The organism is Marichromatium sp. PS1 (genome assembly GCF_041155115.1).
GTDB lineage: Bacteria > Pseudomonadota > Gammaproteobacteria > Chromatiales > Chromatiaceae > Marichromatium > Marichromatium gracile.
Map to the genome: position 1 here is coordinate 35348 of NZ_BAAFHB010000005.1, position 14241 is coordinate 49588.

Below are 14241 nucleotides of genomic sequence, written 5' to 3' on the forward strand. Positions count from 1 at the left end.
CTTCCGCGCCAACCGCGAGGCGATGGACGCGCTGGTCGCCGACCTGCGCGCGCGCGTCGCCGCGGTCGCCGCCGGCGGCAGCGAGCGGGCGCGGGCGCGCCATCTCGAACGCGGCAAGCTGCTGCCGCGCGAGCGCATCGAGGTGCTGGTCGACCCGGGCTCACCCTTCCTCGAACTCTCGCAACTCGCCGCGCTCGGGCTCTACGACGACGCCGTGCCCTCGGCCGGGATCATCACCGGGATCGGTCGGGTGTGCGGGCGCGAGTGCATGATCGTGGCCAACGACGCCACGGTGAAGGGCGGCACCTATTACCCGCTGACCCTGAAGAAACACCTGCGCGCCCAGGAGATCGCCCAACACAACCGCCTGCCCTGCATCTATCTGGTCGACTCCGGCGGCGCCAACCTGCCCAACCAGGACGAGGTCTTCCCCGATCGCGACCACTTCGGGCGGATCTTCTACAACCAGGCGGTGATGTCCGCGCAGGGCATCGCCCAGATCGCGGTGGTGATGGGCTCGTGCACCGCCGGCGGCGCCTATGTGCCGGCGATGGCCGAGGAGAGCATCATCGTCAAGGAACAGGGCACCATCTTCCTCGCCGGTCCGCCGCTGGTGAAGGCGGCCACCGGCGAGACGGTCAGCGCCGAGGCGCTCGGCGGCGCCGAGGTGCACTCGCGCACCTCCGGGGTGACCGATCACTTCGCCCTCCACGACGCCCACGCCCTGGGGCTGGCGCGCCGCGCCGTGTCCCGGCTCAACCACACCAAGCCGATGCCGCTGGAGATCCGCCCCAGCCGCCCGCCGCGTCACGACCCGGCCGAGCTCGGCGGCATCGTCCCGCCCGACAACCGCACCGCCTACGACGTCCGCGAGGTCATCGCGCGCATCGTCGACGACTCCGAGTTCGACGAGTTCAAGGCGCTCTACGGCACCACCCTGGTGTGCGGCTTCGCCCACCTCAACGGCTATCCGGTCGGCATCGTCGCCAACAACGGGGTGCTGTTCTCGGAGTCGGCGCTCAAGGGCACCCACTTCATCGAACTCTGCAGCCAGCGCGGCATCCCGCTGATCTTCCTGCAGAACATCACCGGCTTCATGGTCGGGCGCAAGTACGAGTCCGGCGGCATCGCCAAGGCCGGGGCGAAGATGGTCACCGCCGTGGCCTGCGCCCGGGTGCCCAAGTTCACCGTGATCATCGGCGGCAGCTTCGGCGCCGGCAACTACGGCATGTGCGGGCGCGCCTACTCGCCGCGACTGCTGTGGATGTGGCCCAACGCGCGCATCTCGGTGATGGGCGGCGAGCAGGCGGCAAACGTCATGGCGCAGGTGCGCCGCGACACCCTGGAGACGCGCGGCGAGTCCTGGTCGGCGCACGACGAGGCGGCGTTCAAGCAGCCGATCCTCGAGCAGTACGAGCGCCAGGGCCACCCCTACTACGCCACCGCGCGACTGTGGGACGACGGCGTGATCGACCCCGCCGACACCCGCACGGTGCTCGCGCTCGGGCTCTCGGCGAGCCTCAACGCGCCGATCGAGGAGACCCGCTTCGGCCTGTTCCGCATGTGAGCATTCACCCACAGGAGCCACCCCGATGCCACAGACCCGACTCAGCCTGCGCATCGAGGCCGGCGTGGCCCAGCTGCGCCTCGCCCGCCCCGAGCGTCACAACGCCTTCGACGACGCCCTGATCGCCGAGCTGACCGAGACCCTGCAGGGCCTCGATCGCGACCAGCGGGTGCGTTGCGTGGTGCTCGGCGGCGAGGGCGCGAGCTTCTCGGCCGGTGCCGACATCGACTGGATGCGGCGCATGGCCGACTACGACGAGCCCGCCAACCAGGCCGACGCCCGCGCCCTCGGCGCGCTGCTCTCGACCCTCCACCGACTCGCCAAGCCGACCCTCGCCCGGGTGCAGGGCGCGGCGATCGGCGGCGGGCTGGGGCTGGTGGCCGCCTGCGACCTGGCCTTCGCCACCGCCGACGCCGCCTTCGCCCTCACCGAGGTGCGCCTCGGGCTGATCCCGGCGGTGATCGCGCCCTATGTGATCGCCGCCATCGGGCCACGTCAGGCCAGCCGCTACATGCTCACCGCCGAGCGCTTCGACGCCGCCGAGGCCGAGCGCATCGGCCTGCTCCACGGCATCAGCCCGGACCTCGCCGCGCTCGATGCGCGCATCGCCGAGATCACCGCCGCGCTCGCCGCCAACGGCCCCGAGGCGATGGCCGCGGCCAAGACGCTGATCCGGCGCGTGCACGGCCAGCCGATCGGTCCCGAGCTGGTCGAGGAGACGGCGCGCCGCATCGCCCGCATCCGTGTCGGCGCCGAGGCGCAGGAGGGCCTCGGCGCTTTTCTCGACAAGCGCGCGCCGCGCTGGCGCACGACGCCCGCCGGCTGAGGCCCCGTCCAACCACGCAGGGAACCGCACATGTTCGACAAGATCCTGATCGCCAATCGCGGCGAGATCGCCTGCCGCATCGCCCGCACCTGCCGCGCGCTCGGGGTGCGCACCGTCGCCGTCTACTCCACCGCCGACGCCGACGCCCGCCACGTCGCACTGTGCGACGAGGCCTGGCCGATCGGCGCGGCACCGGCGCGCGAGAGCTATCTCGACGGCGCGCGCATCATCGAGGCGGCACGCCGCGCCGGCGCCGAGGCGATCCACCCCGGCTACGGCTTCCTCGCCGAGAACGCCGCCTTCGCCCGCGCCTGCGCCGAGGCCGGGCTGGTGTTCATCGGCCCGCCGCCGGCGGCGATCGAGGCGATGGGCTCGAAGCAGGCGGCCAAGGCGATCATGATCGAGGCCGGGGTGCCGGTGGTGCCCGGCTACCACGGCGACGACCAGTCGTCCGAGCGCCTGGCGGCGGCGGCCGCGGAGATCGGCTATCCGGTGCTGATCAAGGCCACGGCCGGTGGCGGCGGCAAGGGCATGCGCCGGGTCGACGACCCGGCCGACCTCGCCGAGGCGCTGGACGCCGCCCGGCGCGAGGCGCGCTCGGCCTTCGGCGACGACCGGGTGCTGATCGAGAAGTACCTGCTCACGCCGCGTCACGTCGAGGTCCAGGTGTTCGCCGACAGCCACGGCGAGGTGGTGCACCTGTTCGAGCGCGACTGCTCGATCCAGCGCCGTCACCAGAAGGTGATCGAGGAGGCCCCGGCCCCCGGACTCGACGCACGCGCGCGCCAGCACCTCGGCGAGACGGCGATCGCCGCGGCGCGCGCCATCGACTATGTCGGGGCCGGCACCGTGGAGTTCATCATGGACGCCGAGGGCCGCTGCTACTTCATGGAGATGAACACCCGGCTGCAGGTCGAGCACCCGGTCACCGAGGCGATCACCGGCACCGACCTGGTCGCCTGGCAACTGGCCGTCGCCGCCGGCGAGCCGCTGCCGCGGCGCCAGTCGGAGCTGACGATCGACGGCCACGCCTTCGAGGTGCGGGTCTATGCCGAGGACCCGGCGCGCGACTTCATGCCCGCCACCGGCACCCTGCGCCACCTGCTCACGCCGCCGCCCGACGCGCATGTGCGCATCGACAGCGGGGTGCGCGCCGGCGACACCATCTCGGTGCACTACGACCCCATGATCGCCAAGCTGATCGTCCACGACCGCGACCGCGAGCGCGCGCTGGCGCGGCTGCGCCAGGCGCTCGAGGGCTTCGTGGTGGTCGGGGTCAGCACCAACCTCGGGCTGCTCGGACGCCTCGCTGCGCACCCGGCCTTCGCCGCCGCGCAACTCGACACCGGCTTCATCGAGCAACACCGCGACGCCCTGCTCGCCGCGCCGACGGCCCCCGACTGTCGCATGCTCGCCGCCGCCACCCTGCACCAGCTGCTCGGCGTCGAGCGCGAGGCGCGCGCGCGCGCGGCCGACTCCAGCGACCCCCACTCGCCCTGGCACGCGACCTCCGGCTGGCGGCTCAACACCGACTGTCACCGCACCCTGCACTTCATCGACCCGCTGCGCGCCGAGACCCTGACCGTGGTCGCCCACTATCGCGACGACGGCTTCCGGCTCGAGACCCCGCGCGAGACCCTCGCGGTCGACGGCCAGCTCGGCGCCGAGGGTCACATCCGGCTGCGCGTCGACGGGGTCCAGAGCGAGGCGCGGGTGCTGCAGGACGGCGCCGAGCTGACCGTGGCGATGGCCGGTGAGACCCGCACCCTGGTGATCCACAACCCGCTCGCCGCCGGCATGGACGACGCCCACGAGGAGAATCGTCTGGTCGCGCCGATGCCGGGCATCGTCGTCGCCGTCCACGTCCGCCCCGGCGAGCACGTCGACGAGGGCGACGCGCTGCTGGTGCTCGAGGCGATGAAGATGGAGACGGTGATCCGCGCCGGTGCCGCCGGCGTGGTCGAGACGGTGCACTATGGCGAGGGCGATCAGGTCGCCGAGGGCAGCGAGCTGGTGGTGATCGGCGAGCCGGTGACCGACTGAGCCGAGTCCGGCGACAGCGGCGTGCGTCACCGCGCGCGCCATCAACCCGAGGGAGTCAGTATCGATGGAACAACACGCAACCTATTACCTGGAGGACCTGCCCCCGGGCACCCGCTTTCGCAACGATGCGGCGGTGATCCTGGAGGAGGCCGAGATCATCCGCTTCGGTCGCGAGTTCGACCCCCAGCCCTATCACACCGACCCGGCGGCGGCGCGTCACACCTTCTTCGACGGGCTGGTGGCCAGCGGCTGGCACACCATCGCGGTGATGACCGGGTTGGCGATCCGCTCGCCGATGCGCCTGGCCGAGGGCCAGATCGGTCTCGGCGCCGAGGGCATCCGCTTCATCAAGGCGGTGCGACCGGGCGACGCCATCCGTCTGGAGATCGAGGTGCTGGAGAACACCCCGTCGCGCTCGCGCCCCGGCTGGGGGGTGATCCGGGTGCGCTGGCGCGCCTTCAACCAGCACGACGAGGCGGTGCTCGAGGTCTGCCCGAGCATCCTGGTGCGCGCCCGCGGCACGGAGGCGGCGGCATGAGCCGGGTGCGCGTGGTCGAGGTCGGCCCGCGCGACGGGCTGCAGAACGAGCCCACGGCGGTCGCGACCGCGGTCAAGCTGGAGCTGATCGCGCGGCTCGCCGCCGCCGGGCTGCGCTGGATCGAGCCGACCGCCTTCGTCTCGCCGCGCTGGGTGCCGCAGATGGCCGATCATGCCGAGCTGCTGGCCGCGCTCGAACAGACGCCGGGCATGCACTACCCGGTGCTGGTGCCCAACCTCCAGGGGCTGGAGCGCGCGCTCGAGGTCGGGGCGCGCGAGATCGCGGTGTTCACCGCCGCCTCCGAGTCCTTCACCCGGCGCAACATCAACTGCGGCATCGACGAGAGCCTGGCGCGCTTCGCCCCGGTGATCGAACGCGCCGGCACCCTCGACATCCCGGTGCGCGGCTATGTCTCCTGCGCCCTCGGCTGTCCCTACGAGGGCGCGATCGCGCCGGCGGCGGTGGCGCGGGTGGCCGAGCGGCTGGCCGCGCTCGGCTGTGCCGAGATCTCGCTCGGCGACACCATCGGCACCGGCACCCCGGGACAGGCGCGGGCGATGGTCGAGACGGTGGCCGAGCGGGTGCCGATGGCACGGCTCGCGGCGCACTTCCACGACACCTACGGTCAGGCGCTGGCCAACCTCCACGCGGTGATCGAGGCCGGGATACGCACCGTCGACGCCTCGGTCGCCGGGCTCGGCGGCTGTCCCTACGCGCGCGGCGCCTCGGGCAACGTCGCCACCGAGGAGGTGGTCTACATGCTCCACGGGCTCGGCTTCGACACCGGGGTCGATCTCCCCGCGCTGGTCGAGACCGCGCGCTGGATCGGCGAGCGGCTCGGGCGCCCGCCCTCGCGCCTGGCGCGCGCCCTCGCCCCCGCCGACTGAAGCCGCGCGCGGCTCAGCGCCGCACGAACCCGGCCTGGAGGATACGGATGCGGTCGGCGGCGAGGTTCTCCATCAGGTTGCTCGCCATGATGCCGAAGCCCTCGCCGAAGATCAGCGCCGGTCCCAGCACGCCGCCGCCGTCACGCCGCTCGCGCGCGCTGTGCTTCTGGCGCCAACGCAGTCCGTCGGCGGTGATGTCGTCGACGAACGCGGCGCGGAAGCCGTGGCCGGTGAAGCGCTCGATCAGCGCCTCGCGCTCGAGCAGATGGCTGTGGCGCGGGCTGTCGGCCCAGGGCACCGGGAAGCGCAGCGCGTCCTCGGCGTCGCCGGCGACCACCTCGTGGACCAGGATGCGGCCACCGGGGCGCAGCACCCGCTGCGCCTCGAGCAGCACCCGCATCATGTCGGGGACGTTGAGCAGCACGTGCTGCGCCCAGATCAGATCGAAGGCGCCCTCGGTAAACGGCAGACGCTGGGCGTCGCCGCAGACGAAGTCGCCCGACGCGGCCATGCCGGTGGCGCGGGTGAGCCAGTCGGCGACCCCGACGAAGCCGGCGGTGAGGTCGATCCCGGTCACCTGCAGACCGTACTCGGCCATCAGCAACCGGGCACTGCCGCCGGTGCCGCAACCGAGATCGAGCACCCGCGCGCCGGGCTCGACCCCGGCGCGCTCGAGCAGCCGGCGGCTGGCCTCGCGCCCGCCGACGTGGAGCTGATCGATGGCGGCGATGTCGTCGCAGTCGAGCCGGTCGGGGTCGAGCGCCTCCTCGCACAGCGCCGCGCGCAACCGCTGTTGCAGATCCTCCGGCGCATAGCGCGCCGCGAGCGAACGGGCATAGGTCGATTGGGACATGAATCCTGCTCCTCCATGAACACCCCGGCCAGGGCCGGGGCGGATGCCTCCCCCGGCCCCGCGCGGGCGGGGTCGGGGCCACACTCAGAACTCGGTCCGTAGATTGAGACTCAGCGCGTCGACGCTGTCCACCCCCGGGATCAGGTCCGAGGTCGCGGCATAGCCGTAGGTGCCCCAGATCCGGGTCGAGCGGGTGACCTGGTAGCTCAGCTGGACGTCGCCGAAGACCACGTCCTCGGCCTCGTCGAGATCACGGGTCAGACCGTCGTAGCGCACCCAGCCCCCGGCCAGCTGCAGCCGCCACTTGTCGGTCGGGCTGTAGCTGCCGCGCAGCGCCAGCAGATAGCGGTCGAAGTCCTGGTCGATGCCGCCGAGTTCGCGATCGCCCTTGCCCACGCCGGTCAGATCGAGCGCCGGGATGCGGGTGGCCGAGGCGTTGTGACGCGGGCTGTTGTGGATGAGGCTGGAGAAGCTGTCGAAGCCGGGCTCGATCAGCGAACCGCCGAGGTTGAAGAAGCCCTGGGCCTCGAACAGCAGCTCGGGCGTGGCCTGATAGCCGCCGCGCAGGAAGCCGGCGAAGGTGTTGTTGGTGAAGATCGCATCGCCGCCGCCGAGATAGTGCGCACCGGTGGTGATCTCGACCGGGCCGAGCCTGCCCTGGGCCCAGGGCGAGACCAGGGTGCCGCTGCGCGGGGTGTAGAAATAGCCGGGCTGGTAGCTGCCGTCGAAGGCGCGCTCGTCGTCGCCGATGTAGTGGCCGAGCAGCGCCCCCCAGGACCAGCCGGCGGTCTTGCCGACGAACCCGGAGAAGACCAGATAGCCGTCGTCGAGCCGGTCGTCGTAGGTGGTGTTCTGGCGCTGGTCGCCGCCGATGACGAAGGTGATGTCCTCGCCCACCGGACCGAGCAGCATGATGCGGTCACGGCGATCGTCGGAGACGGTCATGTCGAAGTTCCAGTTGGCGATCTGGCGGCCGACGCGCAGCTTCCAGTCGTCGAAGGGCAACTCGACATAGCCGTAGTCGAAGGTGACGGTGCGGTGGGTACGCCCGATGGTGAAGGGCTCCTCGTCCTCGACCGCCTTGGCGGACTCGTCACCGCGCCAGGTGTCGTTGGTGAGGTTGACCCCGGCATGGAGGCTCACCCGGTCGTCGAGGGTGAGGCTGCCGCGCAGCCGCAGCCGCTGCTCGAAGCCGCTCTGGGTGTCGCCGACGCCGGGATCGCGGTTGAAGGTGCGGACGTCGAAGTCACCGCTGAAGTCGTATTCGACGGCACGCTCGATGGCCTGTGCGGCGGGCGCGGCCAATAGGCCGAGCAGCGCGGCGAGTCTGGCGGGTCTGATGCCCATTCGGATGCCTCCTGCAATCTCTCTCGTTGTGCTTATCGTGGTCCGTAGCTGTCTCCACGGACGGCGCACACGCTAAATTACGTTTACGCGAACGTCAACTATTGATCTTGTTAACGTAAACGTTAATACTCGCGATCGATGATCCTACAGGGAGGTCGAGGCAATGACGACGGAACGGGCGGAGATCCTCTGGCAACCGGATGCGCATGCGCTCAACGACAGCGCCATGGCACGCTATCGCGACTGGCTCGCGCGCGAGGGCTACGGCAGCTTCAGCGACTATGGGGCACTGCACCAGTGGTCGATCACCCAGACCGAGGCGTTCTGGGAGAGCCTGTGGCGTTTCAGCGGGGTGATCGCCTCGCGCGGCTACACCCGGGTGCTGGCCGACCCCGGACTGCCGCCGCGCGGCTGGTTCGAGGGCGCACGGCTCAATTTCGCCGAGAACCTGCTGCGTCACGCCCTGCGCCACCCCGATAGCCAGGAGTGCGTGACCGAGGTCGGCGAATCGCGCGCGACCGTGCGGCTCGGGCGCGGCGCCCTGCTCGCCCAGGTCGGCGCCCTGCAGGGCTGGCTGCGCGCCCAGGGCGTCGGCGTCGGCGACCGGGTCGCCGGGGTGGTCGCCAATACCCACGAGGCGCTGGTGGCGATGCTCGCCACCACCGGGCTGGGGGCGATCTGGAGTTCAGCCTCGCCGGACTTCGGCACCGCCGCGATCCTCGATCGCTTCGGCCAGATCCGCCCCAAGGTGCTGCTGGCGGTCACCGGCTACCGCTATCAGGGCCGCGACCACGACCGCGGCGCGCAGAACCGCGCCCTCGCCGCGGCGCTGCCGGGGCTGGAGCGAGTGCTCTCGATCGCCCTGCTGCCCGGGAGCGCGCACCCCGACGATCCGGTCTTCGTCCCCTGGGAGCAGGCCCTGGCCGCGCACGTCGGCGCCCTCCCCGAGTTCGTCCAGCTGCCGCCCGACCACCCGGTCTATATCCTCTACTCCTCGGGCACCACCGGGGTGCCCAAGTGCATCGTCCACGGCGCCGCGGGGATGCTGCTCAACCACAGCAAGGAGCTGCTGCTGCACGCCGACCTCGGCCCCGGCGACAGCCTCTGCTACTTCACCACCACCGGCTGGATGATGTGGAACTGGATGGCCTCGGCGCTGCTCACCGGGGCACGGCTGGTGCTCTACGACGGCTCGCCGGCGCAGCCCTCGCTCGAGCGGCTGTGGGCACTGCTGGCGCAGGAGCGGGTGAGCCACTTCGGCACCAGCGCCAAGTATCTCGGCAACTGTCGCAAACAGGGGCTGACCCCGGGCGCCGAGCACGATCTCGCGGCGCTGCGCGTGCTCTTCTCCACCGGCTCACCGTTGCTCGCCGAGGACTACGACTGGGTCTACGAGAGGGTCGGGCGCGGACTGATGCTCAGCTCGATCTCCGGCGGCACCGATATCTGCGGCTGCTTCGTCGGCGGCAGCCCGCTGGTGGCGGTACGTCGCGGCGAGATCCCCTGTCGGCTGCTCGGCGTCGACGTGCGCGCCTTCGATCCCGAGGGGCGCGACACCGAGGGCGCGCGCGGCGAGCTGGTCTGTCTCGGCCCGCTGCCGTGCATGCCGGTGGGGTTCTGGGACGACGCCGACGGCAGCCGCTATCGCGACGCCTATTTCAGCCGCTTTCCCGGGGTCTGGGCGCATGGTGATTTCGTCGAGTTCACCGCGCACGGCGGCGCCATCATCCACGGCCGCGCCGACGCCACGCTCAACCCCGGCGGGGTGCGTATCGGCACCGCCGAGCTCTATCGCCAGGTCGAGACCCTGCCCGAGATCGCCGACAGCCTGGTGGTCGGCGCGCCCCTGCCCGACGGCGACGTCGAGGTGCTGCTGCTGGTGGTGATGGCCGAGGGTCACGCGCTCGATGCCGCGATGATCCAGACCATCCGCCAGCGCATCCGCGCCAACGCCAGTCCGCGCCACGTCCCGGCGCGCATCCTCGCCGTCTCCCAGGTGCCCTACACCCGCAGCGGCAAGAAGGTGGAGCTGGCGGTCGCGCGCATGCTCCGGGGGGAGACGGGCGGCGACAACGCCCACGCCCTGGCCAACCCCGAGGCGCTCGCCGAGATCGCCGCGGTGCTCGCCGTGCCGGCGCCGCAGCGGGCCGACACCCCCGCCGCAGCACTCTGAGGCGGGTCGCGCCAGCGGCACCGCCATGACCCGCGGCGGTGCCGCCTGACGCCCGGGACCGGCGCCCTCCCCCGGCCCGGCACGCCGCCACCGAGCATGGCAGCGCCGACACAAACGCCTTGTGTCCCACCGATCCGGCCATAGTCTCTCACTGGTACCCGTCGGGAGAGAGGGATGTCACCGTCGGCGAGAGTCACGAGATCACAGGGGCAACAGGGCTCTGGCGCGGACGGATTCTCGACACCCCGATACGCGGCGCGACGAGGCGAGGTCTGCGCAGACAACGCAGCTCCCCGGGCTCGCCGCCGCGCACCCGCCAGGAAACACTCCCCGCCCGCCGTCACCGCGGCCGCGAGACCGGCACACCGGTGCGATCCGGACCTCGGCACTGCAAGGGATACAACGCATGCCACAGACCAAGCCGGACCATCTGGAGCCTCTCGCCCGCCTGGCCTTCATCCTGGTCATGGCCCTGGGAGGGGCGGTCATCTTCGGCTGGCACCTGAAGCTGGCGCCGCTCATCCAGCTCCAGCCCCATCTGGTACCGATGCAGTACAACACCGCGCTGGGGCTCGCGCTGTCCGGCGCCGGGCTGTGGGCACTCCTCGAGGGGCGCCGGCGCACGGCCTCGGGGCTGGCCCTGGCGATCGCACTGATCGGCGCACTGACCCTGCTCCAGGACACCCTGCAGCTCGATCTCGGCATCGATCAGCTGCTGATGGAGCACGACATCACGGTAGCGACCCCGGTCCCCGGCAGGATGGCGCCCAACACCGCCCTGTCCCTGGTGCTCTGCGGCGCCATCATCCTGCTGCTCACCGGTGCCAAGCCGTGGCGCTGGCGACTCGCCGGGGTTCTCGCCGGGGTCCTTGCCGGACTGGGCGCGGTCGCGTTGCTCGGTTACGCCCTCGACATCCCGGCAGCCTACGGCCACGACCACTTCACCGTGATGGCACCGCATACCGCCATCGCCCTGGTGGTGATGGGCGGTGGCTGCATGGCCCTGGTACAAGGCCGACGCGCCCGCGATCAGGGCTGGATCATCGTCGTCATCGCCATCCTGCTCTCGACCTTCACCCTGATCCTCTGGCTGGCGCTGCAGGTGCGTTACCCGATCGAGACCAGCGACCGCGCCGCCACCCTGATGCTGATCTTCGGGCTGGCCATGGCCCTGGCGGTCGCGGGAACGATGAGCCAGTCGATCCGGGCGAAGCGAATCGCCGCCTCGCTGGCCCGCCATATCGCGCGACGTCGCCGGACCGAGGAGACGCTGCGCCGCTTCGAGCTGCTCGCCCGCCACAGCCGCGACATCATTCTGTTCATCCGCCGCGAGGACGGTCGGCTGCTGGAGGTCAACGATGCTGCGGTCGCGAGCTACGGCTACTCCCGCGCGGAGCTGCTGGGCATGACCGTCCATGATCTGCGCGCCTCCAGCACTCAGGCCATCCTACCGGCGCAGATGGCCGAGGCCCACGCCCAGGGGTTGCTGTTCGAGACCGAGCACCGGCGTCGTGACGGCAGCACCTTCCCCGTCGAGGTCAGCTCCCAGGGGGCGCGGGTCGGCGCGATCGACACCCTGATCAGCGTGATCCGCGACATCACCGAGCGCACCCGACTACAAGCAGCGTTGCGCGAACACCAGACCGGGCTGGAACGACTGGTCGAGGCGCGCACCCGCGAGCTGACCCTGGCCAAGGAACAGGCCGAGGCGGCCACCCGCACCAAGTCGGCCTTCCTCGCCAACATCAGCCACGAGATCCGCACCCCGCTGAATGCGGTGCTCGGTCTCGCCTATCTGCTGGAGAGTCGGGATCTGCCCGACGAGGCGCACGATCTGGCACGCAAGATCCACCACTCCGGCCAGAGTCTGCTGACCATCCTCAACGACGTCCTCGACGTCTCCAAGATCGAGTCGGGCAAGATCGAGATCGAGCGGGTGCCCTTCCGACTGGTGACGGTGATCGACAACCTCGCTACCCTGATGGCCGCCACCGCCCGGGAGCGGGGCAAGACGCTCGAGCTCGTCATCGCCCCACCGCACTGCTGTGACTGGCCATTGCGTGGCGATCCGCTGCGTCTGGGGCAGGTGCTGATCAACCTTACCAACAACGCCATCAAGTTCACCGACAGTGGCGTGATCGAGGTCCGCATCGACCCCATCGAGACCGACGAACAACACATCTGGCTGCGCTTTGCGGTCAAGGACACCGGCATCGGCATCGACGCCGCGACCCAGGCACGGCTGTTCCAGCCCTTCACCCAGGCCGATGTCTCCACCACCCGTCGCTTCGGCGGCTCCGGCCTGGGGCTGATGATCTCGCGCCGAATGGTCGAGCTGATGGACGGCCGCGTAGGGCTCGAGAGCAGACCCGGGGCGGGCAGCACCTTCTGGTTCGAACTCCCCTTCGAGCGTCTCGTCGAGCAGGGCTCGGACGCCCCGGCGGCGGCACCGGTGCGGGTGCTGGTGGTCGCCGACGATGCCCGCGTGCGCGACGGCCTGCTGGCCACGGTCACCGCCCTGGGCTGGTCGGGGCACGCGGTGAGCTGCGCCGGGACGGCACTGCGACGGATCGTCGAGGAACCCTCGCTCCAGGGTCCGCAAGCGGTCGTGCTGATCAACCGGTCGGTCGCCGCGGATCATGACCCGAGCACCGCGCGAGCGATCCGCGAGGCGCTGCCCGAGACGCGCCGACCGCTGCTGTTTGCCCTCACCCCACACCCGCTCGAGCAGGCGCGCACGGCCCCCGATGCGCACCTGGTCGACGCCATGCTCGTCAAGCCGCTCGCCCCCTCGCCGTTTCGCGAGGCGGTCGCACGGGTCCGGGGCAGACACTGCGGCCTGACCGAGACGCCCCTGCACACGCCTCGCCCACGGCGACTCGCCGGGCTGCACCTGCTGATCGTCGACGACAGCGAGATCAATCGCGAGGTGGCCTCGCGCATCTTCCTCGACGAGGGCGCACGGGTCAGCGTGGCGAGCGACGGCGAGGAGGCGCTCGACCATCTGATGACACGACCGGAGACGATCGACGCGGTCCTGATGGACGTGCAGATGCCGCGCATGGACGGACACGAGGCGACGCGCCGGATCCGTCGCATCCCGGCGCTCGCCGGCGTTCCGGTGATCGCGCTCACCGCCGGGGCCATGGCCGCACAGCAGGTCTCGGCCCGGGAGGCGGGGATGGATGCCTTCATCTCCAAGCCCTTCGACGTCGAGGAGGCGGTCTGCATCATCCGGCGCACGGTGCAGGCAACGGGCGAGCGGCGACCCACGATCAGGGAGCACATTCCCGAGACATCGGGCGGCGGGCACGCGTCGAACACCATGCCGTCCCCACAGGACCTCCCCGGGCTCGCTCTCGACCACAGCCTGGCGGCGTGGAAGGATGCCGGGACCTATCGACGCTATCTGGACAAGTTCGCCCGCGAGCACGGCGATACCGCACGACGGATCGCCGAGGCCGACCCGGAGACCGCACTGCGGCTGGCCCATCGTCTCCACGGCGTCGCCGGAAACCTCGGACTCACCGAGGTCGCCGCCTGCGCCGGCAAGATCGAGCGGCTGACCGGCGACCGACACGCGCAGGCGGCGCTCGCCGCGGCGACCACGGCCTTGCAGGCGGCGCTCGCGACCGCGCTCGACTCCATCGCCCGCTATGTCTCCCAGGAACCGTCCGCGCGCTCATCCCGGCCGTCACCGGAGCGCGACAAGACGGCCCCCGCCCCGGCGACCCTCGCGCCACTCCTGCGCACCGCGCTCGCGGCCTTCGCCGACCTCGACATCATCGCCGCCAAGCCCGCCGTGACCGAACTCGCGGGCTCTCTGCCGAGCGAGGACATCGCCCCGTTGCAGACCGCGATCGAGGAGTTCGACGCCAGCGGCGGCGAGACGGCCGCGCGGGCGCTGGCGGCGCGACTGGGACTCGACCTCGAGGCGCGCGCCTGAGCCGCCATCCGGCGAAAGCGGGTAAAATATGGCTTTACAAATATACCGAAAACCATATATT

General features: G+C 71.2%; 9 protein-coding genes. 7 read left to right on the plus strand and 2 right to left on the minus strand.

Going from position 1 to position 14241, the window contains the following annotated elements; translation table 11 throughout:
- Positions 1 to 22 precede the first annotated feature (22 nt).
- From ACAM26_RS12535 to ACAM26_RS12555, 5 genes are all read left to right on the plus strand, one after another.
- Positions 23 to 1567 carry a carboxyl transferase domain-containing protein gene (locus ACAM26_RS12535; RefSeq protein WP_369614057.1) on the plus strand — a complete coding sequence of 515 codons (1545 nt, stop codon included), beginning with the start codon at positions 23 to 25 and terminating at the stop codon, positions 1565 to 1567.
- A gap of 25 nt (positions 1568 to 1592) precedes the next feature.
- Entirely contained in the window at positions 1593 to 2393 is an 801-nt protein-coding gene (locus tag ACAM26_RS12540) for an enoyl-CoA hydratase-related protein (RefSeq protein WP_123140513.1), read from the plus strand.
- 30 nt (positions 2394 to 2423) lie between these two features.
- Positions 2424 to 4436, plus strand: coding sequence for an acetyl-CoA carboxylase biotin carboxylase subunit (locus ACAM26_RS12545; protein ID WP_369613806.1), 2013 nt, complete (start codon positions 2424 to 2426; stop codon positions 4434 to 4436).
- 64 nt (positions 4437 to 4500) lie between these two features.
- Entirely contained in the window at positions 4501 to 4974 is a 474-nt protein-coding gene (locus ACAM26_RS12550) for a MaoC family dehydratase (RefSeq protein ID WP_123140511.1), read from the plus strand.
- Positions 4971 to 5861 (plus strand): hydroxymethylglutaryl-CoA lyase, encoded by an 891-nt coding sequence (locus ACAM26_RS12555; protein ID WP_132230155.1) that lies wholly within the window; start codon positions 4971 to 4973, stop codon positions 5859 to 5861. Before ACAM26_RS12550 ends, ACAM26_RS12555 begins: the two co-directional genes overlap by 4 nt.
- A gap of 13 nt (positions 5862 to 5874) precedes the next feature.
- Here the strand turns inward: ACAM26_RS12555 and ACAM26_RS12560 are convergent, their stop codons facing one another.
- Positions 5875 to 6714: a class I SAM-dependent methyltransferase gene (locus ACAM26_RS12560; protein ID WP_369613807.1), complete on the minus strand. Its 840-nt coding sequence runs from the start codon at positions 6712 to 6714 to the stop codon at positions 5875 to 5877.
- A gap of 84 nt (positions 6715 to 6798) precedes the next feature.
- On the minus strand, positions 6799 to 8061 hold the full coding sequence (locus ACAM26_RS12565; RefSeq protein WP_369613808.1) for a hypothetical protein: 1263 nt from the start codon (positions 8059 to 8061) through the stop codon (positions 6799 to 6801).
- Between the two features lie 163 nt (positions 8062 to 8224).
- On the opposite strand from ACAM26_RS12565, the gene ACAM26_RS12570 reads away from it, so the two are divergent.
- Together ACAM26_RS12570 and ACAM26_RS12575 are read left to right on the plus strand one after the other, a co-directional pair.
- Complete coding sequence (locus ACAM26_RS12570; protein WP_369613809.1) at positions 8225 to 10234, plus strand: acetoacetate--CoA ligase; 2010 nt, start codon at positions 8225 to 8227, stop codon at positions 10232 to 10234.
- 406 nt (positions 10235 to 10640) lie between these two features.
- The gene (locus ACAM26_RS12575; protein ID WP_369613810.1) at positions 10641 to 14180 is read left to right on the plus strand and encodes an ATP-binding protein; all 3540 of its coding nucleotides are present in this window, start codon (positions 10641 to 10643) and stop codon (positions 14178 to 14180) included.
- Positions 14181 to 14241 lie beyond the last annotated feature (61 nt).